18 protein-coding genes are annotated in these 20,196 nt (G+C 70.8%); 13 read left to right on the top strand and 5 right to left on the bottom strand.

Annotated elements, in window-relative coordinates:
* Window positions 1–260 precede the first annotated feature (260 nt).
* Window positions 261–1,049 (top strand): calcium-binding protein, encoded by a 789-nt coding sequence (locus ACIPSE_RS14910; RefSeq protein ID WP_401662337.1) that lies wholly within the window; start codon window positions 261–263, stop codon window positions 1,047–1,049.
* 61 nt (window positions 1,050–1,110) lie between these two features.
* Here the strand turns inward: ACIPSE_RS14910 and ACIPSE_RS14905 are convergent, their stop codons facing one another.
* Entirely contained in the window at window positions 1,111–1,800 is a 690-nt protein-coding gene (locus ACIPSE_RS14905) for a Crp/Fnr family transcriptional regulator (protein WP_401662335.1), read from the bottom strand.
* A 185-nt stretch (window positions 1,801–1,985) separates the two neighbouring features.
* Here ACIPSE_RS14905 and ACIPSE_RS14900 point away from each other — a divergent pair, with 185 nt between their 5' ends.
* The 5 genes from ACIPSE_RS14900 to ACIPSE_RS14880 all read left to right on the top strand — a co-directional run bounded on the left by ACIPSE_RS14900 (window position 1,986) and on the right by ACIPSE_RS14880 (window position 4,788).
* Entirely contained in the window at window positions 1,986–2,633 is a 648-nt protein-coding gene (locus ACIPSE_RS14900; RefSeq protein WP_401662333.1) for a hypothetical protein, read from the top strand.
* Window positions 2,634–2,756: 123 nt separating this feature from the next.
* Window positions 2,757–3,545: an adenylate/guanylate cyclase gene (locus ACIPSE_RS14895; RefSeq protein ID WP_401662331.1), complete on the top strand. Its 789-nt coding sequence runs from the start codon at window positions 2,757–2,759 to the stop codon at window positions 3,543–3,545.
* Window positions 3,542–3,913 carry a molybdenum ABC transporter substrate-binding protein gene (locus ACIPSE_RS14890; protein WP_401662329.1) on the top strand — a complete coding sequence of 124 codons (372 nt, stop codon included), beginning with the start codon at window positions 3,542–3,544 and terminating at the stop codon, window positions 3,911–3,913. Before ACIPSE_RS14895 ends, ACIPSE_RS14890 begins: the two co-directional genes overlap by 4 nt.
* A 111-nt stretch (window positions 3,914–4,024) precedes the next feature.
* A complete protein-coding gene (locus ACIPSE_RS14885; RefSeq protein ID WP_401662327.1) occupies window positions 4,025–4,204 on the top strand; it encodes a hypothetical protein in 180 nt (59 codons plus the stop codon).
* Window positions 4,201–4,788, top strand: a complete 588-nt coding sequence (locus ACIPSE_RS14880) for a hypothetical protein (protein ID WP_401662325.1) — start codon at window positions 4,201–4,203, stop codon at window positions 4,786–4,788. The genes ACIPSE_RS14885 and ACIPSE_RS14880 overlap by 4 nt, the downstream gene beginning before the upstream one ends.
* Window positions 4,789–4,956: 168 nt before the next feature.
* On the opposite strand, the gene ACIPSE_RS14875 is transcribed toward ACIPSE_RS14880, so the two are convergent.
* Both ACIPSE_RS14875 and ACIPSE_RS14870 read right to left on the bottom strand, forming a co-directional pair.
* The gene (locus ACIPSE_RS14875; protein ID WP_401662323.1) at window positions 4,957–5,928 is read right to left on the bottom strand and encodes a Yip1 family protein; all 972 of its coding nucleotides are present in this window, start codon (window positions 5,926–5,928) and stop codon (window positions 4,957–4,959) included.
* Between the two features lie 64 nt (window positions 5,929–5,992).
* A complete protein-coding gene (locus ACIPSE_RS14870) occupies window positions 5,993–6,988 on the bottom strand; it encodes a phosphotransferase (RefSeq protein WP_401662321.1) in 996 nt (331 codons plus the stop codon).
* 181 nt (window positions 6,989–7,169) lie between these two features.
* Between ACIPSE_RS14870 and ACIPSE_RS14865 the strand changes: the two genes are divergently transcribed.
* A complete protein-coding gene (locus tag ACIPSE_RS14865) occupies window positions 7,170–8,432 on the top strand; it encodes an FG-GAP repeat domain-containing protein (protein WP_401663101.1) in 1,263 nt (420 codons plus the stop codon).
* A gap of 119 nt (window positions 8,433–8,551) precedes the next feature.
* Here ACIPSE_RS14865 and ACIPSE_RS14860 read toward each other — a convergent pair whose 3' ends face one another.
* Window positions 8,552–10,834 (bottom strand): (Fe-S)-binding protein, encoded by a 2,283-nt coding sequence (locus ACIPSE_RS14860; RefSeq protein WP_401662319.1) that lies wholly within the window; start codon window positions 10,832–10,834, stop codon window positions 8,552–8,554.
* Window positions 10,835–11,035: 201 nt separating this feature from the next.
* Between ACIPSE_RS14860 and ACIPSE_RS14855 the strand changes: the two genes are divergently transcribed.
* The 5 genes from ACIPSE_RS14855 (at window position 11,036) to ACIPSE_RS14835 (ending at window position 16,263) form a co-directional block, all read left to right on the top strand.
* Complete coding sequence (locus ACIPSE_RS14855; RefSeq protein ID WP_401662317.1) at window positions 11,036–11,977, top strand: undecaprenyl/decaprenyl-phosphate alpha-N-acetylglucosaminyl 1-phosphate transferase; 942 nt, start codon at window positions 11,036–11,038, stop codon at window positions 11,975–11,977.
* A 94-nt stretch (window positions 11,978–12,071) separates the two neighbouring features.
* Window positions 12,072–13,907, top strand: a complete 1,836-nt coding sequence (dnaK, locus tag ACIPSE_RS14850) for a molecular chaperone DnaK (protein ID WP_401662315.1) — start codon at window positions 12,072–12,074, stop codon at window positions 13,905–13,907.
* Window positions 13,904–14,563: a nucleotide exchange factor GrpE gene (grpE, locus tag ACIPSE_RS14845; RefSeq protein ID WP_401662313.1), complete on the top strand. Its 660-nt coding sequence runs from the start codon at window positions 13,904–13,906 to the stop codon at window positions 14,561–14,563. Before dnaK ends, grpE begins: the two co-directional genes overlap by 4 nt.
* A gap of 45 nt (window positions 14,564–14,608) precedes the next feature.
* The gene (gene dnaJ / locus ACIPSE_RS14840; protein ID WP_401662311.1) at window positions 14,609–15,796 is read left to right on the top strand and encodes a molecular chaperone DnaJ; all 1,188 of its coding nucleotides are present in this window, start codon (window positions 14,609–14,611) and stop codon (window positions 15,794–15,796) included.
* A 5-nt stretch (window positions 15,797–15,801) separates the two neighbouring features.
* Window positions 15,802–16,263: a heat shock protein transcriptional repressor HspR gene (locus tag ACIPSE_RS14835; RefSeq protein ID WP_401662309.1), complete on the top strand. Its 462-nt coding sequence runs from the start codon at window positions 15,802–15,804 to the stop codon at window positions 16,261–16,263.
* Between the two features lie 87 nt (window positions 16,264–16,350).
* Here the strand turns inward: ACIPSE_RS14835 and ACIPSE_RS14830 are convergent, their stop codons facing one another.
* The gene (locus ACIPSE_RS14830; protein WP_401662308.1) at window positions 16,351–18,756 is read right to left on the bottom strand and encodes a PA14 domain-containing protein; all 2,406 of its coding nucleotides are present in this window, start codon (window positions 18,754–18,756) and stop codon (window positions 16,351–16,353) included.
* 298 nt (window positions 18,757–19,054) lie between these two features.
* Here ACIPSE_RS14830 and ACIPSE_RS14825 point away from each other — a divergent pair, with 298 nt between their 5' ends.
* The gene (locus tag ACIPSE_RS14825; RefSeq protein WP_401662306.1) at window positions 19,055–20,164 is read left to right on the top strand and encodes a substrate-binding domain-containing protein; all 1,110 of its coding nucleotides are present in this window, start codon (window positions 19,055–19,057) and stop codon (window positions 20,162–20,164) included.
* Window positions 20,165–20,196: the final 32 nt, after the last annotated feature.

Here is a 20,196-nt window from a genome sequence, read left to right as displayed (position 1 = left end):
GGCCGTGCATCTGCTGGCCTCGCGTTCGTCATGTCATGGCGCTGACCTGGGGTTATGCCTCTTCTGGAACTACCCTCATCCGGTCAAGTACGCCTGGAGCGTTTTGCCTCCGGTCAGCAGGTCGGGCGAGGCGCCCAGGGAGAACACGGAAGCGGTCTGAACCGCGGGGCGTGCGATGCGCGGGATAACCGTGTGACGAGGTGTTGGCCAAGGGTCTAGGGTCCCCCTCGTCGGTCATGGACTTCACGGGGGCAACACCTATGCGCGCATTCACGCGTCTCGCTCTGCTCGGCACCGCCGGTGCGCTCGTCGCCACGGCGGTCGGGGGTGCCGGTGCCGCTCAGGCGGACGACGGTGGTTCGGGGAACATCACGATCGGCAAGGTCGTCGTCAACGGCGGCAAGCCGGTCGTGGTCGGGACGACGAAGACGGTGTACGCGAAGGTCAGCGTGACCGCGTCGGACGACTCCGGGATCGCCAGGACGACGTACATCTACGCCGACGGCCCGGGCGTCAACTTCGACCTGATCTGGTACGACGACGGCGACATCACCTGTGTGAAGGCGAGCGCCACCACCTCGACCTGCACCGGCACGGTGACGTTCGACCCGCAGGCCACGACCGGCTTCGTCGACAACGCCGCGGCGGCCACCTGGAACCTCGGCACGTCGGTCTCCGCCAACGACTACGACTACATCCACCGCGACGCGGCCACCACCTTCAAGGTGCAGCGCGCCTCGAAGCTCACCGTCAACGCCGCGCCGGAGCCGGTGAAGAAGGGCAAGACCCTCACCGTCACCGGCAAGCTCTCCCGGGCCAACTGGGAGGACAACCTCTACCACGGCTACGCGAACCAGTCGGTCAAGCTCCAGTTCCGCAAGAAGGGGAGCAGCACCTACACCACCGTGAAGACGGTCAAGGCCAGTTCGACCGGTGCCCTCAAGACGACCGTCACCGCCTCCACCGACGGCTACTGGCGCTACAGCTTCGCCGGCACGGCGACCACCCCGGCGATCAGCGCCGCCGGGGACTTCGTCGACGTCCGGTAGCGAGGGCAAGGAGGGCAGGGAGAGCGGGGAGAGCGGGGAGGGCGCCGTCTGGGCTGCGGCCTCACGGGGCCTTCTCCGCGGCGAACGCGTGCCGGCGCAGGCCCGCCGTGTCGGTGATGACGATCCGGGACCGTGACGGGGAGTCATGGAGGAATCCCCGGGCCTGCAACTCCCGTACACGGCGTCCGGCGGCCTCGCGGCCCATGCCCAGCCAGTCGCCGAGGTTCTCCTGGGTCACCTCCCTGATCTCGACGCCGAGCGGGGTGGTGACGCCTTCCGCCTCGGCCAGGCGCAGCAGCAGCCGGCCCAGGCGGAGCCGGGACGGGGCGCCCGCGACGACGACCCGGTAGTGGTCGGACTCCTTCAGCCGGGTGCACATCGTCAAGGACACCTTCCGCAGGATCCCCGGGTGCTCCAGGAGCAGCCCCTCGAACACCTCCCGGCCGTACCAGCGGGTGTACGTCCGGGCCAGCGCCGTCACGGTCGCGTTGCGCGGGCCGTGGTCCAGGAGGCCCATCTCGCCGATGAGTTCGCCGTCGCGGCGGGAGGCCAGGTAGGTCGTGCGCTGGTTCGCGCCGTGCCACAGCACACGGCATCTGCCGCTGATGATCACGGCGGCCCGGTCGGAGTCGTCGCTCTGCCGGAAGATCCTGTCGCCGGGTTCGAACGGATTCCGGGGCACCCGCCCGGCCCGCTCCATGGCCTTGCGCTCATCGGCGTCGAGGCTCTCCCAGAACGTTTCGTGTCTCACTCGCAGACTTTCTCCAACTCAGCTCCCGTAGTGAGGCACTTGCATCATTTTGTTCGTCTCCGTGTTGCTTCCATGTCCCCTCCAGGCACATGAGCAGACAGGCATGACAGATGTCCGCTGAACGGAGACCGGGGCACGGCCCCGACACGCCCCCCGCGCGGGACGCGCGGGGCGGATCGCACCAGGTGAACATCCACTCGGGACGCAGCACCACCATCCGGCAGGGCGCCGTCGTGGCCGGCGGTGACGCCCATGTCGGTGACGTCGTGCACGGCGACAAGATCACCGTCGTCCGGAAGGCGCAGCGCTGGGCGTTCGCGAATCCGCTGCTCGCCGGCGGTCTCGCGGTCGCCGTGCTGTCCGGCTCGATCTGGACCGGGGTCTCCCTGGGATCGGGCGGGGGCGGCGTCGACCGGTCCGTGGTCGACGAGGCGGGGCCCGGCGGCGCCCTCCACACGGTCCAGCAGATCAGGTCGGCCGAGCGGATCGGGGACGCGGCCTCCTGGTGCTATCTCACCCAGCCCGGTGACGAGGCGTGCGAGGAGAACGTGGGCACGGTGTTCGCCGCGAAGTCGGCGGCGTACCGGAGCCGGGTGGACGACGTCGCGATCGGCGAGCCCGAGGAGACGGACTCCGGTGTCCAGACCATGCTCCGCTGGGAGGGCGAGGACCAGGGCACCGTACGGCTGGTCCGCTCCGGTGGGCGCTGGCAGCTGAACTCCACCGACTACGGCTGGCTGAAGCTCTGCAGCGCCGGGGTGTTCCTGTCGTTGGTCGACGCGCGGAGTCAGGAGCTCCAGTGCGGGATGTTCAAGATCCCGACCACGTCCTAGAGAGGCCGCCTCCGTGCCGCTGTCCGGGCTGCGCCGCCTCCGTACCGACGCCGTCCCGGCTCCGCCGCCGCCGTCCCGTCGTACCGCCGTACCGCCGTAACGCCACAGAAAGTGATGCCCAGCGTGCTCGTCCCCTCCGAGCGGATCCGGTCCGCGCACCTTCCCGTCCTCTTCACCGACATCAAGGGGTTCAGCTCCCGCAGCGACCGTGAGCAACTGCGCAGCAGGGAGGACCTGTACGCCGAGTTACGCGCGGCGTTCACCGACGCGCTGTGGGAGACGTGCGTCCACGAGGACCGGGGGGACGGCGTGCTCGTCGTGCTGCCGTCGGAGCTGCCGCTGCACGGGCTGTTCACCGACGTGCTGCCCCGGCTGGAGCGCGGCCTGGGGGACAGGCGGCGCGGCGACCCGCCGTTGCGGCTGCGGATGGCCGTGCACGCGGGCGCGGTCCACCGTGACCGGCACGGGTTCGTGGGGAACGCGGTCAACCACGTCTTCCGCCTGTGCGACGGTGAGCCGCTGCGGCAGGCCATCGACCAGGCCAGGAGCGACACGGCGCTGCTGGTGTCCGAGGTCATCCATGACGCCGTGGTGCGGGCGGGGCTGCGGACGGTGGACCCGACGACGTTCCACCCGGTCGCGTTCCGGGTCAAGGAGACCCACGCCAGGGCCTGGCTGCACGTGGCCGGCGACAACGCCTGCGCACTGCGCGTCGCCGCGGCGGCGGCCCCCGGGGCGGAGGGGACGCGGGACGGGCCGTCCGCCCCGCGCGCGGGGGTGTCCGTGAGCGCGGGCCGCGACGTCCGCATGGACGGTGCGGTCGTCGCGGGCGGTGACGTCCACCTGGGTGCGCCGCACCCTCGGGCCTCGCGGTTCCGCTGGTGGCGTGGTCAGGAAGGGGGCAGGGGATGACACATCGGAACAGGGCCGTCCTGAGGCGGAGGGCGGCGGTCGTCGCGGCGGCGGCGCTGCTCGGCTGGGGCACCGCCGCGTGCGCCACGGGGCCGACGGCCAAGGCGGAGGTCTGCGAGAAGTACGACGCCCTCGGGGACCGGCTCGGCATCGGAGCCGTCTTCGGGAACCCGGTGTTCTCGGCGGCGGACGACCTCGCGGACGTGGCCGACCGCTACGAGGGGCCCGAGGACCTCTCGTCCGACGCGGAGCGGCTGGGCAGCATCGCGGACGCGGACGAGACGTCCACCGTGGAGCTGAGCGCGGCGACGGAGAACGTCTCCGCCCTGTGCGGCCATCCGCTCGGGATCGGCTCGACCTACCCGTGACCCGTGTTCCGTGACCCGTGTTCGTGACCCGTGACGGGGCCGCGCAGGCGCTCCACGGGCCGGCGGGCGGCGGGCGGCAGTGATCGGCAAGTGACCAGGAGGGGAAGTCAGTTGAGCTTCGAGAAAGTGTTGATGGTGGCGGGCACGGCGTTGTTCGTGGTCATGGCGGTGCTCCTGAAGGTGGGCACCACGAGCATGGGCCTGTTCATCACGTACGGCGTCCTCGCGATGGCCGGCGCCGGTGCCGCGGCCTTCGGCAAGAAGATGCGCGACCAGAGCCGGATCCGGTGAACGGCACCTCGTCCGGGGCCTCGGACGGTGTCCCCGGGGTGCTGCTGGGGATCCTGCTGCTGGCGGCGTTCGTCGTCCTCGCCGTGCTGTGGGGGAAGGCCAAGGACTACGCCAGGGCGAAGGCGAAACAGCATGTGTTCGCCCGTCGTGATCACCGGGACGGGCAGCAACTCGTCGCAGAGGAACTGCACTTCACCGTGGCGGCCGGGCCGAGGCAGATCCGGGACGCGTTCCTGTCGTCCGTACGGCTCGCACCGAAGTGCCCCGCCGTCCTGGCCGACGCGTATCTGGTCTCGGCGACGGACACCGAGATCGTCGTCGAGTTCGGCAGCGCCGTGGCCCGTGGTGGCTTCACGGCACGGCTCTCCCTGAGCGCGGCGGGCGAGGCGGGGCAGCCGGGGTCCGGCACCGGGCGGGTGGACGCCAGGTGGAGCATCCTCAACTGGACCCTGGCGGACGGGGTCGCGATGGGGGTGAGCGTGATGCGCCGCCTCCGGGAGGACGTCGAGCAGGCGCTGCGCGCCGTGGACCCGGGCCTTCGGCTCGTCGTCCGCGACCGCCCCGAGCCCGCCGTCAGGGACTGACCGGCGCCGGGATCGAGATCAGGACGGGACCGGTACCGGGACCGGTCCCGGAATGACGGCCGTCATCGTCCGATGATCCCCGGTACGACGACATCCGCGTGGCCGCAGAGGCCACGCGGATGTCGTCGTCGTTTCCCGTACGGGAGCAGAGTCGTCCCCGTACGGGGATCAGAACGTGCCGAGCTTCACGATCGACAGCAGAGCGATCAGCTGGATCGCGCTCGCCCCCAGGGCCTTCGGCCACGGCAGGTCGTGGGACTTGGAGACCATGAGGGTCAGGAGGGCGCCGCCGGCCACCCAGGTCGCCCAGCCCAGGGCCTGGACGAAGGTCGCGTCGCCGCCGAAGAACATGGCGAAGACGAGGCGGGGGGCGTCCGAGAGGGACATGATCAGCATCGACAGGCCGACCGTGGGCTGCCAGGCGCCGTCGCCGCCGAGCTGGCGGGCCAGGGTGTGGGTGACCACACCGAGGACGAACGCGGCCAGGACCATCGCGACGGCCGTCGTCAGGACGATCGGCACCGCGTTGGAGAGGGTGGCGTTGATCGCCTCCTCGCGGGCGCCGTCGAAACCGAAGACGGCGAGCAGACCGTAGAGGAAGGTCACGATGACGGCCGGGGCCCACATCGTGTAGTCCCGCATCCGCAGGAAGGTCTGGGCGGGGGCGGTGACGATGCCCTTCAGCAGGTCCTTCCAGTGCAGGCGGGGGCCGATCGGGCCCGCGGGGGCCGTGGAACCGGCGCGGTACGTGCCGCCCTGGTGGTAGGGGTCCTCGCCGGTGGAGAAGGCCTGGGTGTGGCCCGGGTTGTTGGCCGCGTAGGGATCGTGGCCGGCGTGCTGGCCGTAGCCGCCGCCCTGGTGGCCGCCGTCGCCGAAGTACTCGGGCTCGTCGTAGCCGCCCCCGTACTGCTGGGCGTGCGGAGGCTGCTGGGGCTGAGGCCGCGAGGGGTAGCCGCCGTACGACGGTCCCGGCGGCGGCTGCTGCCCGTACGGAGGTTGTTGCGGTCGCGTATGAGGAGCGCCGTCGTTCCGGCCGCGTCCGATCCTGAATCCTGCCACGCCTTCGAACGTACCTGGTCCGGGCGAGCCGCGTGCCGGGCCCGGGCGATCGGACCCGGCTTTGCTGCCGAGCTGTGACATCCCTTAAGGGACCGCCCCCGACGGCCATGAGGGTCCGGCGCCGGTCCGGGAAGCCGCCGCCGGTTCACTCCTGCGGCTCCCCGGCCAGCCCTCGCAGCCACTCCGCCGCGGCCGTTCCGTCGTCCGGGTTCGGCACGCCCGGGAACAGGCGGTCCCACGCGCCGGCGGGGGCCAGGGCGCCCAGGTGGGTCGCCAGGGTCAGGGCGCGGCGCAGGTCGGCGCGGGGGCGGAGGTCCGTCCAGGGTTCCAGGTACGCGTCCCGCAGCCGCGGCACCGCCCGCTCGCCGTGGCGTTCGCGGACGCGGCGGGCGGCGACGGTGAAGCTGCAGAAGGGGTGGGAGACGTTGGCGTCGCCCCAGTCGAAGAAGGTGAAGCGGCCCGGGGCGGGGCGGAAGAGCTGGCCGTCGTGCAGGTCGGCGTGGTCGAGGGAGTCGGGGACGCCGAGGGAGGACAGCTCCGCGCACCGGTCGAGCAGGCGGGGGCGCAGGGCGTGCAGCCGGGCGCGGTCGTCCGGCGTCAGCGCCGGGTTGGACGCGAGGAGCCGGTCGTAGGCGGCGGGGAAGGCCGCCGTGCGCAGGGCGGGGACGCCGAGGCGTTCGAGTGCGGCGGTGTGCGGGATCAGCGCGCGCTGCACGGCCCCGTACTGGCGCAGTGCCTCCTCCCAGTCGCCGGGGCCCGCGTCGCCGCGGTCCAGGACGTCACGGAAGAGGGCGCCGCCGTCGGGCAGCAGCGACCAGCCGCGCCCGGCGTCCACCGCCAGCGGCTCCAGCACCCGTCCGGGCACCCACCCGGCGAGCGCGCCGGTCAGCGCGGCCTCGAAGCGGCTGCCGGGCGGGTTGGCCTTGAACCAGACGGCTCCGCCCGTCGCGTCCGCCACCCCGATCCGTACCAGCACCGACCACGGCCGCAGCCGTACCGCACGGTGCCCCGTGGGGCGCAGGCCCCGCGCCGACAGCGCGGCCTCGGCCCAGCCGAGCGCGTCCGCCCGCCATTCCCGTGACTCCCAGGGCGTCACCGTGTCCGCGTACCGTCCCCGGTCCACGACCTCCACGACCGTCATGGGCCCATCCCAGCATCACGGACGGCGGGGTCACCACACCATTTCGCGGGCTCCCCCCTTAACCCGGGCGTCGAACACGTGCATCATTGCGGGGTCGTTGCCGAGGGTGCTGACGATGCCGATGACACGGACGAGGTGAGCGGTGCGCCTGCGAAGAGCCGGGAGCGGGGTGGCCGCCGGGATGGTGCTGCTGCTCGGGGTCTCCTGCGGACCCGACCAGCACGCCGGGAGCGCCGGGCACCCCACCGGCGCACCGGTCCGGGCCAACGACGCCCCCGCCCTCCTGCCCGTGCCCCGGGGCGATGGCAGCCGCGTCCCGGACGACTTCAACGGCGACGGCCACCGTGACCTCGTACTGAACGACCTGGTCAAGGCGGAGAGTCACACCGACGACGCCGGGGTCGGGATCGTCTACGGCAGCGCCCGCGGACTCACCCCGGCCGTACGGCAGTTGGTGAGCCCGGAGAAGCAGGGCGCGAGGACCGAGGGGCAGTTCCCCGCCGTCTTCGACGCCGAGGCGAGCTGCGATCTCGACGGGGACGGGTTCACGGACCTGGTCGTCTCCACCGATCCGCCCTACGACGGTCAGGGGCGGCCCCCGGTGCCGCTCCAGCTCCTGTTCGGCTCACCGGCCGGGCTCACCGGCAAGGCCGTCAAGCTGGTCGTGCCCGGCGCCGCCCGCGCCGGGAACGACTGGTCCGACCAGCCGGTGTGCGGCGACTTCGACGGGGACGGGGAGCAGGACCTCGTCCTGCACGCCAGCGGCGGCCGGCTGACCTATCTGCGCGGGCCGTTCAGCAGGAAGGGCGCGGCGCACGAGGCCACCGCCCCGATCCCGGGGCCGGGCGAGGCGCCGACCGGACCGGCCGTGGACGTGAACCTCGACGGGTACGACGATCTCGTGGTCCGCGCGGCGGAGGCGAGCGCCCCCTCGGCGATCGTCCTCGGCGGGCCCGACGGCCCCACCCGCACCGGCGTGGAGCTGCCCGCCGGTATCGACGTCGCCCTCGGCCGGTTCGGCAGGGGCAAGGCGCTGGACGCGGCGATCGGAGCCATGGGCGGCACCGCCCTGCGCTACGACCTGCCGGGCGCCTCCCGCGCCACGCTCGCCTCGCCCGGGTCGATGCTGGACGCCGCCGACTTCGACGGGGACGGGTGGAGCGAGCTCGTCTCCAGCGGGGGTTCGGGCATCAAGTTCTTCCGGGGGCGGGCGAAGGGCCTGTCCACGTCCGGGACGGTCACCGTCCGGCCCGAGGCCGTCGGCACCAGCCGGGTCGTCGGCGTCGGGGACTTCGACGGCGACGGCCGCGCGGACCTCGTCGTACGGACCTACCGCGGCGAGACGCGCGACAGCGTCTCGGTGTACGCGGGGACCGGGAAGGGGCTGGTGGACGCCGAGCCGCGGGTCACCTTCTCGACGTCCGCGTTCCTCGGCGGCGGCTGACGGAGCCGGGCCGCCCGCCCGGGCAGGAAGACGAAAGAAGCCCCCTGGACCAGGGGGCTTCTTCGCGTGAAGGGTGCGGATGAACGGTGCGGACCCCGCGGACGGCGGGGACCGTCGGGTTACTTCACCGGTTCCGGTTCCGGCTCGCTCTCCGTCTCCGCCGCGTCCGCGGGGTCCGCCGGGGTCTTCACCGACTCCAGCAGGAGCTGGGCGACGTCGACGACGGTGATGGACTCCTTGGCCTTGCCCTCGTTCTTCTTGCCGTTGACCGAGTCCGTGAGCATGACCAGGCAGAACGGGCAGGCGGTGGAGACGATGTCCGGGTTGACGGAGAGGGCTTCGTCGACGCGCTCGTTGTTGATGCGCTTGCCGATCCGCTCCTCCATCCACATCCGCGCGCCGCCGGCGCCGCAGCAGAAGCCGCGCTCCTTGTGGCGGTGCATCTCCTCGTTCCGGAGGCCCGGGACGCCTGCGATGATCTCGCGCGGGGGCGTGTAGATCTTGTTGTGGCGGCCCAGGTAGCAGGGGTCGTGGTAGGTGATGATGCCCTCGACCGGGGTCACCGGGACCAGCTTGCCCTCGTCGACGAGGTGCTGGAGCAGCTGGGTGTGGTGGATGACCTCGTAGTCGCCGCCGAGCTGCGGGTACTCGTTGCCGATGGTGTTGAGGCAGTGCGGGCAGGTGGCGACGATCTTCTTGGCCGACTTCGGCTTCGCCGACTCCGGCGTGACCTTGCCGTCCTCGTCCGTCTCCTCGCCGAACGCCATGTTCAGCGCCATGACGTTCTCCATGCCGAGCTCCTGGAACAGGGGCTCGTTGCCGAGGCGGCGGGCGGAGTCGCCGGTGCACTTCTCGTCGCCGCCCATGATCGCGAACTTGACGCCCGCGATGTGGAGGAGCTCGGCGAACGCCTTGGTCGTTTTCTTGGCGCGGTCCTCCAGGGAGCCGGCGCAGCCGACCCAGTAGAGGTACTCGACCTCGGTGAGGTCCTCGATGTCCTTGCCGACGACCGGGATCTCGAAGTCGACCTCCTTGAGCCACTCCAGGCGCTGCTTCTTCGCCAGGCCCCAGGGGTTGCCCTTCTTCTCCAGGTTCTTGAGCATGGTGCCCGCCTCGGACGGGAACGCGCTCTCGATCATCACCTGGTAGCGGCGCATGTCGACGATGTGGTCGACGTGCTCGATGTCGACGGGGCACTGCTCGACACAGGCGCCGCAGGTGGTGCAGGACCACAGGACGTCCGGGTCGATGACGCCGTTCTCCTCGACGGTGCCGATCAGCGGGCGCTCGGCCTCGGCGAGGGCGGCGGCGGGCACCCCGGCCAGCTGCTCCTCGGACGCCTTCTCCTCGCCCTCCATGGTCTTGCCGCCACCCGCGAGCAGGTAGGGCGCCTTGGCGTGCGAGTGGTCGCGCAGCGACATGATCAGCAGCTTCGGGGAGAGCGGCTTGCCCGTGTTCCAGGCCGGGCACTGCGACTGGCAGCGACCGCACTCGGTGCAGGTCGAGAAGTCCAGGAGGCCCTTCCAGGAGAACTGCTCGACCTGGGAGACGCCGAAGACGTCGTCGTCACCGGGGTCGGTGAAGTCGATCGGCTTGCCGCCCGAGGTCATCGGCTGGAGCGCGCCCAGCGCGGTGCCGCCGTTCGCGTCACGCTTGAACCAGATGTTCGGGAACGCCAGGAACCGGTGCCAGGCGACGCTCATGTTGGCGTTGACCGAGACGACGATCATCCAGATGAACGAGACGCTGACCTTGATGCCCGCGAACAGGTAGGTCAGGGTCTGGAGCGTGGAGACGTCGAGCCCGCGCAGGGCGGTGACCAGCGGGTACGAGGCGAAGTAGGCGGCCTCGTAGTGGTCGACGTGGTGCAGTGCGCCCTCCAGGCCGCGCAGCACGTAGATGACGACGCCGATGGTGAGGATGACGTACTCGACGAAGTACGCCTGCCAGGCCTTGGAGCCCGCGAAGCGGGACTTGCGGCCGGGGCGCGAGGGCAGGTTCAGCAGCCGGATGGCGATGAGCACGGCGATGCCGACACCCGTCATGACGGTGATGAACTCGACGTACATCTCCCAGGGCAGCCAGCCGCCGATGAGGGGGAGCTGGAAGTCGGCCTGGAAGAGCTGGCCCATGGCCTGGCCGAGCACCGGGATCAGGGTCAGGAAGCCCATCGCGACGAACCAGTGGGCGACGCCCACGACGCCCCAGCGGTTCATCCGCGTGTGACCCAGGAACTCCTTCACCAGGGTCACGCTGCGCTGGTACGGGTTGTCGATCCGGGTACCGGCCGGCAGCGGCTGTCCGAGCATGAAGAAACGGACGAACTGCGCGATGACGCGTACGAAGAGTGCGGCACCGACCACGGTCAGGACCAGCGACACGATGATCGCTGCGAGTTGCATGTCGGGGGCTCCTCGGGCCTGGGCGGGGCGAGATTACTAAGCGGTAACTTATGCAGTCCTCTTGAGGGTACCCGCATCCTCGATCGCACTGTAGCCAGCGGTGCGGTGATCTGTGTCGCTGAGGGTTGCCTTAAGAGGGGCTGGGCAATCCGAACGTGTTATTCGTACCAAATTGGTACATTCGTCACTAATTTAAGACGCGTGCTCTATGGGATCGCCGCCGCCACGGCCGCTCTTCTGCTCGCCGCCGCCCTGACGGCCCTGCTCCGCACCCCCGCGCTCCGCCTGGGACTCGTCGGCCGGAGGCCCCGGCGCCGGGTGCCGCTGTGCGGCGGGCCCGCGGTCGTGCTCGCCACGTGCGCGGTGGTCGCGGCGGGGCAGTGGAGCGGGGCCGTGCCGCTCGGCGGGACCGGGCGGCTGCTGGTGGCCGGGGGCGCGGTGGCCCTCCTCGGCTGGGCGGCCGACGCCCGGCGGCTGCGCGCGCGGGTGCTGTACGCCGGTACGGCGGTGGCGGCGGCCTGCGTGATGCCGTACGAGGAGGTCGGCGTCGCCGGCGGGGTGCTCGGCGCCCTGTGGGTGGCCGCGGTGGCGGTCGGGTTCCGGGCGCTGGACCGGGCCGACGGGGTCGCCGGGACCGTCGGGGTCGTCGCCGCCTTCGGGGTCGGCGTCTGCGCCGCGGCCGAGGTGCTGGACGGGCCGGCCGTGCTGCTGAGCGTGCTGGCGGCGGCGCTGACCGGTTTCCTCATGCACAACTGGCCGCCCGCGCGCGTGGGGCTCGGCGCGTGCGGCGCGCTGTTCGCGGGGTTCGTGCCCGCGACGGTGGCCGTGCGGGCGAGCGCCGGGAGCGTGGCGGTGCCGCTCGCCCTGACCGGTGTGCTGGGCGTCGGGGTCCTCCTGGTGCGCCGGGTGCGGCGGCTGGGGCTCACCGCGCAGGGCGTGGCCGTCGTGCTGGGCGCGGTGGCGTGCGCCGGGGTGGCCCTCGGGGTGCTCGTGCGGCTGGGGTGGGTGGCGGGGTCCGGGGGGCTGTGGACGGCCGCCGGGGCGCTGATCGCCGTCCTCCTGCTGCTGCGCGGTAGGTCACAGCGGCCTCGCCGTACGGAATCGCCGCAGGTCGGAGCCCGGTTGCGTGTAAGGAACGGATAAGAGTTGAGCGCTGCCGACTCAGGTCTGTTGCACCAAACGCGGACGTCGTGCACACTTGAGTCCGTTCCACTCAAGTCATCTGGAGGAATCAACCATGGCACGTGCGGTCGGCATCGACCTGGGCACGACTAACTCCGTCGTCAGCGTTCTTGAAGGCGGCGAGCCCACCGTCATCACCAACGCAGAGGGCGCCAGGACCACGCCGTCCGTCGTCGCCTTCGCGAAGAACGGCGAGGTGCTGGTCGGCGAGGTCGCCAAGCGCCAGGCGGTCACCAACGTGGACCGGACCATCCGTTCCGTGAAGCGCCACATGGGCACCGACTGGAAGATCGAGCTGGACGGCAAGCCGTTCAACCCGCAGCAGATCTCCGCGTTCATCCTGCAGAAGCTGAAGCGCGACGCCGAGTCGTACCTGGGCGAGAAGGTGACCGACGCGGTCATCACCGTCCCCGCGTACTTCAACGACTCCGAGCGCCAGGCGACGAAGGAGGCCGGTGAGATCGCGGGCCTCAACGTCCTGCGCATCGTCAACGAGCCGACCGCCGCCGCCCTCGCGTACGGCCTCGACAAGGACGAGCAGATCATCCTGGTCTTCGACCTCGGTGGCGGCACGTTCGACGTCTCGCTGCTGGAGATCGGCGACGGTGTCGTCGAGGTCAAGGCGACCAACGGTGACAACCACCTCGGTGGTGACGACTGGGACCAGCGCGTCGTCGACTACCTGGTGCAGCAGTTCAAGGCCGGTCACGGCGTGGACCTCGCCAAGGACAAGATGGCGCTCCAGCGTCTGCGCGAGGCCGCCGAGAAGGCGAAGATCGAGCTGTCCTCCTCCAGCGAGACCTCGATCAACCTGCCGTACATCACCGCCTCCGCCGAGGGCCCCCTGCACCTCGACGAGAAGCTGACCCGCGCGCAGTTCCAGCAGCTCACCGCGGACCTCCTGGAGCGCTGCAAGACGCCGTTCCACAACGTCATCAAGGACGCCGGCATCTCCCTCAGCGAGATCGACCACGTCGTCCTGGTCGGTGGCTCGACCCGTATGCCCGCCGTCGCCGAGCTCGTCAAGGAGCTGACCGGTGGCAACGAGGCCAACAAGGGCGTGAACCCGGACGAGGTCGTCGCCATCGGCGCCGCCCTCCAGGCCGGTGTCCTCAAGGGCGAGGTCAAGGACGTCCTGCTCCTCGACGTCACCCCGCTGTCCCTCGGCATCGAGACCAAGGGCGGCATCATGACCAAGCTCATCGAGCGGAACACGACGATCCCGACCAAGCGGTCCGAGATCTTCACCACCGCCGAGGACAACCAGCCCTCCGTGCAGATCCAGGTCTACCAGGGCGAGCGCGAGATCGCGGCGTACAACAAGAAGCTCGGGATGTTCGAGCTGACCGGTCTGCCGCCGGCCCCGCGCGGTGTCCCGCAGATCGAGGTCGCCTTCGACATCGACGCCAACGGCATCATGCACGTGACCGCGAAGGACCTGGGCACGGGCAAGGAGCAGAAGATGACCGTCACCGGCGGCTCCTCGCTGCCGAAGGACGAGGTCGACCGGATGCGCCAGGAGGCCGAGAAGTACGCGGAGGAGGACCACGCCCGCCGCGAGGCCGCCGAGACCCGCAACCAGGGCGAGCAGCTCGTCTACCAGACGGAGAAGTTCCTCAAGGACAACGAGGACAAGGTCCCCGGTGAGGTCAAGACCGAGGTCGAGGCCTCCGTCGAGGAGCTGAAGACCGCGCTCAAGGGCGAGGACACCGCCGAGATCCGCACCGCCACCGAGAAGGTCGCCGCGGTCTCCCAGAAGGTCGGTCAGGCCATGTACGCCGACGCCCAGGCCGGGCAGGCCGCCGGCGCCGGTGCCGAGGCCCCGAAGGCCGACGACGACGTCGTCGACGCCGAGATCGTCGACGAGGACCGCAAGGACGGTGCCGCGTGACGGAGGAGACCCCGGGCTTCGAGGAGAAGCCCGACGTCCCCTCCGGCGCCACCCCCGACGACGCCGAGTCGAAGGCCGCCACCTCGCCCAGCGGTGAGGGGGCGGCCCCGGCCGGGGACGCAGCAGCAGCACAGATCACCGGCCTGACGGCCCAGCTGGACCAGTCCCGCAAGGCGCTCGAAGAGCGCACCACGGACCTCCAGCGGCTCCAGGCCGAGTTCCAGAACTACCGCCGCCGGGTGGAGCGGGACCGGATCACGGTCAAGGAGATCGCCGTCGCGAGCCTCCTGACCGAACTCCTGCCCGTGCTCGACGACATCGGCCGCGCCCGCGACCACGGCGAGTTCGTCGGCGGCTTCAAGTCCGTCGGCGAGTCGCTGGAGACCGTGGCCGCCAAGATGGGTCTCCAGCAGTTCGGCAAGGAGGGCGAGCCCTTCGACCCGACGATCCACGAGGCCCTGATGCACTCGTACGCGCCGGACGTCACCGAGACGACCTGCGTCGCGATCCTCCAGCCGGGGTATCGCATCGGCGAGCGCACCATCCGCCCCGCGCGGGTGGCCGTCGCCGAACCGCAGCCGGGCGCGCAGCCGGTGAAGGCCGAGGACGCCTCCGAGGCCGGCGAGGAGAAGGACAACAGCTCTGAAGAGGGCTGACGTCACGATGGTCGGGACGGTCGACCGGAAGGAGGGGCGTCGAGGATGAGCACCAAGGACTTCATCGAGAAGGACTACTACAAGGTCCTCGGCGTCCCCAAGGACGCCACCGAGGCCGAGATCAAGAAGGCGTACCGGAAGCTCGCCCGCGAGTTCCACCCGGACGCCAACAAGGGCAACGCCAAGGCGGAGGAGCGCTTCAAGGAGATCTCCGAGGCGAACGACATCCTCGGTGACCCCAAGAAGCGCAAGGAGTACGACGAAGCCCGCGCCCTCTTCGGCAACGGGGGTTTCCGCCCCGGGCCGGGCGGCGCGGGCGGCGGCAACTTCAACTTCGACCTCGGCGACCTCTTCGGCGGTGGCCAGGGCGGTCAGGGCGGCCAGGGTTCGGGCGGCTTCGGCGGCGGCATCGGGGACGTGTTCGGTGGTCTGTTCAACCGCGGCGGCGCCGGGAACACCCGGGTGCAGCCGCGGCGCGGCCAGGACATCGACACCGAGGTCACGCTGAGCTTCACCGAGGCCATCGAGGGCGCCACGGTCCCGCTGCGGATGTCCTCCCAGGCCCCCTGCAAGGCCTGTTCGGGCACCGGCGACAAGAACGGCACACCGCGCGTGTGCCCGACCTGCGTCGGCACCGGCCAGGTGGCACGGGGCTCGGGAGGCGGGTTCTCGCTCACCGACCCCTGCCCGGACTGCAAGGGGCGCGGTCTGATCGCCGAGCACCCCTGCCCGGACTGCAAGGGCAGCGGGCGCGCCAAGTCCTCGCGCACCATGCAGGTCCGCATCCCCGCCGGGGTGACGGACAGCCAGCGCATCCGGCTCCGCGGCAAGGGCGCCCCGGGCGAACGGGGCGGCCCCGCGGGCGACCTGTACGTCACCGTGCACGTCGGCGCGCACCCCGTGTTCGGCCGCAAGGACGACAACCTCACGGTGACCGTCCCCGTGACCTACACGGAGGCGGTCCTGGGCGGGGACATCCGTGTCCCCACCCTCGGCGGACCGGCGGTGACGCTCAAACTGCCGCCGGGCACCCCCAACGGGCGCACGATGCGCGCCCGCGGCAAGGGCGCGGTCCGCAAGGACGGCACCCGGGGCGATCTGCTCGTCACCGTGGAGGTGAGTGTCCCCAAGGACGTGACGGGGAAGGCTCGTGAAGCGCTGGAGGCGTATCGCGAGGCGACCGCGGACGACGATCCGCGGGCGGAGCTGTTCCAGGCCGCGAAGGGAGCATGACGCAGATGGACGGTCGTCGACGCAGTGACGGTTTCCGCGGGCCGTACGAACTGACCGAGGAGAGCCCGGTCTACGTCATCTCGGTGGCGGCCCAGCTCTCCGGTCTGCACCCGCAGACCCTGCGGCAGTACGACCGTCTCGGCCTGGTCTCTCCCGACCGCACCGCGGGCCGGGGCCGCCGCTACTCGGCCCGGGACATCGAACTGCTGCGCACCGTCCAGCAGTTGTCCCAGGACGAGGGAATCAACCTCGCCGGCATCAAGCGGATCATCGAGCTGGAGAACCAGGTCGCCGCCCTCCAGTCGAGGGTCGCCGAACTCCAGTCCGCCGTCGAGGGCGCCGCGGCGGCCATGCAGCAGCGGGAAGCGGCGGTGCACGCCTCGTACCGGCGCGACCTGGTGCCGTACCAGGAAGTGCAGCAGAGCAGCGCGCTGGTGGTCTGGCGGCCGAAGAAGCCCAAGGACTAGACAGGCGTACCGAAGAGGGGCCCGGGGAGAGATCCCCGGGCCCCTCTTCTCCTGTCCGCCGGTCGGCTGTCCGCCGGTCGGCCGGGGCTAGAGCCAGGAGTCCCAGACGCCGTACGCGCTGGAGACGGCCGAGAGCTCCGCGCCCTCGGCGTCCAGGCGGACGACGCGGTAGTAGTACAGGCCCAGCGTGTCCTCGTGGACCGTCTCGTCCATGAAGAACACGGCGTCGTACATCGCGCCCTCGCTCAGGGTGACGTACGCGGCCGTCGCCGGGTCCCAGCGCTCCACGCGGTAGTCCGCGAAGCGGTCGCAGTCGCCGAGGCCGGAGCTCTCGGAGCAGCCGACGTACAGCTCCGGGTACTGGTCCTCGCGGATCTCCGTCCCCGTCCAGCCCGGCGGGCGGGTGTCGGGCAGGGTGACGGTGAGCTCGGCGGGGTGGAAGGCCTCGGGCCCGGCGTAGGAGTCGACGAGCGGCGAGCCGTCCGTGGCGGCCACCTTGTAGGTGTGCGCGGCGCCGTCCGGGACCGTCGGGCAGAGGATCTCGGTGCCGGTCAGCGAGTCGCCCGTCCAGCAGTTCTCCGCCCACCGCGTCTCGCCGGTCTCAGGGTCCGTGACGGACTGCCACACCCGGTAGCCCTGGACGTCGTCGTCGGCCGGCGGTGTCCACGTCAGCCGTACGCCGAGCGGGACCGTCTCGGCGGCCAGGTTCTCCACCGGGGCCGGGCGCACGGTGTCCGGCGTCGTCGCGGTCGCGGCGGGACCGGGCCGCGAGGTGTGACCGTACGGGTCGACCGTCACGACCGTGTAGTCGTACGTCGTCTCGGAGGCGCCGGAGACGTCCCAGCAGACGCCGTTGATCTGCCGGGCCCCGGCGTAACCGGGGGCGTCACCGGTGTTCCAGGTCCAGTAGGTGTCCGGGTCGGTCAGCGGCAGGTCCTGCGAGCTGTTGGGCTTGCACGCGGTGATCCCGCCGCTCACGCCGGTCGCCCGGTCGGTGCGGACGAGTGCGTAGGTCAGCAGCGGGTCGTCCTCGCCGAACGTCCACGGGTCGGCGCTGCTCCACTCGATCATCACCCCCTCGTCGAAGCGGCTCGCGGTGGTGCGGAACGGGGCGATGGCCTCGGCCCGCCCGCTCATCGTGAGCGTCACCTCGGCCGGCGCGGAGGCGTTGCCCTTCGCGTCCAGCGCGCGCACCGCGTACCGGTAGGTGTCGGCGACGGCCGCCCTCTGCCGCAGCTCCACGTCGGTGGCCGTGGTGGTGGCCGTGTCGGTCGCGTCGACGTAGGCGCCGGTGGCGGGGTCCAGCTGGAGCACCTGGTACGTCGCCGCCGCCGGGTCCGCCGTCCACAGCAGGTGCGGGACGCCGCCCTCGTACGTGATGTGCGCGCCCTCGGGCGCCTTCGGCGGGACCGTGTCCCACAGGGTGAACGTCGTCGCGGCCGAGTACGCCGACCAGTTGCCCGCCGCGTCCCGCGCCCGGCCCCGGTAGGTGGCCACACTGCCGTCGGCCGGCTGGCCCGGGTCGCAGAAGGGGCCCTTCGTGCCCTCGTACACCGTGGTCCACGCACCGGTCGCCGCGTCCTTGCGCTGCGCCTGGTAGAGGGCGATGTCCGCCTTGTTCTCCGCCGTGGTGACGAGCTCCGGACCGGCGAGCCGGTCGTCGGTGGCGCACACGTCCTGCTCGACGAACGGCGCGGCCGGCGGCGTCTTGTCGACGGTCGTGACCGCCTGGTCCGCCGTCCCCGCCGACTCGTTGCCCGCCTTGTCGTACGCGCGGACCTCGTAGTAGTACGTCTGCCCGGTCGGGGGCGGGGTGTCGGAGTACGAGACGGCCGTGGCCGACGTCAGCTTCGTCCAGGCGGTGCTGCCCTTGAGACGGCGGTAGACGCGGTAACCCGCGAGGTCCATCTCCTTGTTCTTCGCCCAACTCACCTTCGTCTTAAGGGTGCTCTTGTTGTACGCGACCGACACCCCGGTCGGCGTCAGGGGCTTGACCTTGTCGACGGTGGCGGAGGTGCGGGGTGTGTACGTGAATTTGACCTTGGCGGCGCCGGTCCAGTTGGCGTAGTCGACGCGGAGGGTGTGTTTGCCGGAGGGGACGGTGAGGTTGAGGGTCTTGCTCACCGTTGTGGTGGTGTTCTTCCAGAGGCTGATCTTGCGGGTGCTGTCGAGGTAGACGCGGATGCCGTCGAGGCCGGAGGCGGTGAGGGTGAAGGGGCCGCCGGAGCCGAAGTCCCTGGTCGTGCTCCAGCGGACGCCGAAGTTGTTGGACGGGAGGCCGGAGGCGGGGGCGCCGGACCAGCTCTGGTCGATCGCGCTGTCGCAGTCCGTCTTCTTCGGGGTGCCGGAGAAGGCGGTGTTCGCGAAGAACTGCCGCTTGAACACCGGGGAGGCGCAGGACGTCGCCGCCGAGGCGGGGGTGACCGTCAGGAGCGGGCCGGTGAGGGCCAGTACGAGAGCGGTCGCCGCCGTCGTACGTCTGGCTGGGTTCATTCGATCCTCTGAACGAAGTGGGAAGGGCAGAGGGGAGCCGTCATGATCACGACTCGCGACGAATGCAGTTGGTTGTACGGATCTTCGTCTTCGCGCGGGCTCCTGCTGGATGGAGGGTCCGTAAAGAGTGTTTGAGGGCGGTTCCGCGTTGTCTCCACAACTCCAGCGGAGAGTGGCGTTGCGCACTCGTTAAGTGATTCCGCTTGACGCCCCGGGCATGGGCCGCGTTGGCTTTTTCAGACACCTGGGGGTGCTCTGCCGCACCCTCGTCCGGAAGGCACCAGAAGTGAGCTCCTCAATGCGCCGTCGTACCGCCATATGCCTGGCAGCGTCCTCCATGGCCTTCTCGCTGACCGCCTGTGGCGCGCTCGGTGCGTCGAGCACGAGTGCCGACGCGAGCCCGACGAAGGGCGACGACATCACCGTGGGCGTCCTGATGCCGGAGGCGACGAACACGCGGTACGAGAACTTCGACTACCCGATCATCCAGAAGAAGGTCGAGGAGCTCACCGCGAAGCAGGGCAAGACCGTCTACGCGAACGGTGAGGCGGACCCCAAGAAGCAGGCCTCGCAGATGGAGAAGATGATCGCCGACAAGGTCGACGTCATCCTCCTGGACGCGGTGGACTCGACCGCGATCGCCTCGACGGTGAAGAAGGCCAAGACGGCCGGCATCCCCGTCATCGCCTACGACCGGCTCGCCGAGGGCCCGATCGACGCCTACGTCTCCTTCGACAACGAACTCGTCGGCGAGGTCCAGGGCCGCAGCCTCATCGAGTCGCTGGGCTCGGACATCGACACCTCCGACAAGATCGTGATGATCAACGGCTCGCCCTCCGACCCGAACGCCGGACAGTTCAAGGCGGGCGCCCTCTCCGAGCTCAACGGCAAGGTGACGATCTCCCAGCGGTACGACGTCGACGGCTGGAAGCCGGAGATCGCGAAGAAGGACATGGCCGAGGCCATCGCGGCGATCGGCAAGGACAACATCTCCGCCGTCTACTCCGCGAACGACGCCATGGCCGGTGCCGCGATCGAGGCGATGGAGGAGGCGGGCATGACTACCATCCCGCCGATCACCGGCCAGGACGCCGAACTGAGCGCCGTGCAGCGGATCGTGAGCGGCGAGCAGTACATGAGCGTCTACAAGTCCTACCCGCTGGAGGCCGAGGCCGCCGCCGAGATGGCCGTCGCCAAGGTCCAGGGCAAGGACATCCTGTTCGACTCGCTCACCCAGGACCGGGTCGACAGCCCCACCGACAAGGAGATCCCGGCGCAGCTCGTGTCGGTGTCGGCGCTGACGCGGGCCAACATCAAGGGCACGGTCGTGGCCGACGGCATCTTCACCGTCGACCAGATCTGCACCGCGAAGTTCGCCGCCGCCTGCGCGGCCATCAAGCTGAAGTGACGTTCCAGCTGAAGTGACGTTCCAGCTGAAGT

The sequence above is a fragment of the Streptomyces sp. NPDC090106 genome (genome assembly GCF_044747265.1).
Classification (GTDB): domain Bacteria; phylum Actinomycetota; class Actinomycetes; order Streptomycetales; family Streptomycetaceae; genus Streptomyces.
The sequence above is the reverse complement of the archived record's forward strand: the minus strand, read 5'-3'. Positions and strand labels throughout refer to the sequence as shown.

Coding starts and splice junctions, on each gene's coding strand:
- ACIPSE_RS14910 (WP_401662337.1), top strand. CDS start 261: ATGCGCGCATTCACGCGTCTCGCTCTGCTCGGCACCGCCGGTGCGCTC.
- ACIPSE_RS14890 (WP_401662329.1), top strand. CDS start 3,542: ATGACACATCGGAACAGGGCCGTCCTGAGGCGGAGGGCGGCGGTCGTC.
- ACIPSE_RS14875 (WP_401662323.1), bottom strand. CDS start 5,928: ATGTCACAGCTCGGCAGCAAAGCCGGGTCCGATCGCCCGGGCCCGGCA.
- ACIPSE_RS14870 (WP_401662321.1), bottom strand. CDS start 6,988: ATGACGGTCGTGGAGGTCGTGGACCGGGGACGGTACGCGGACACGGTG.
- ACIPSE_RS14865 (WP_401663101.1), top strand. CDS start 7,170: ATGGTGCTGCTGCTCGGGGTCTCCTGCGGACCCGACCAGCACGCCGGG.
- ACIPSE_RS14860 (WP_401662319.1), bottom strand. CDS start 10,834: ATGCAACTCGCAGCGATCATCGTGTCGCTGGTCCTGACCGTGGTCGGT.
- dnaK (WP_401662315.1), top strand. CDS start 12,072: ATGGCACGTGCGGTCGGCATCGACCTGGGCACGACTAACTCCGTCGTC.
- dnaJ (WP_401662311.1), top strand. CDS start 14,609: ATGAGCACCAAGGACTTCATCGAGAAGGACTACTACAAGGTCCTCGGC.
- ACIPSE_RS14835 (WP_401662309.1), top strand. CDS start 15,802: ATGGACGGTCGTCGACGCAGTGACGGTTTCCGCGGGCCGTACGAACTG.
- ACIPSE_RS14830 (WP_401662308.1), bottom strand. CDS start 18,756: ATGAACCCAGCCAGACGTACGACGGCGGCGACCGCTCTCGTACTGGCC.
- ACIPSE_RS14825 (WP_401662306.1), top strand. CDS start 19,055: ATGCGCCGTCGTACCGCCATATGCCTGGCAGCGTCCTCCATGGCCTTC.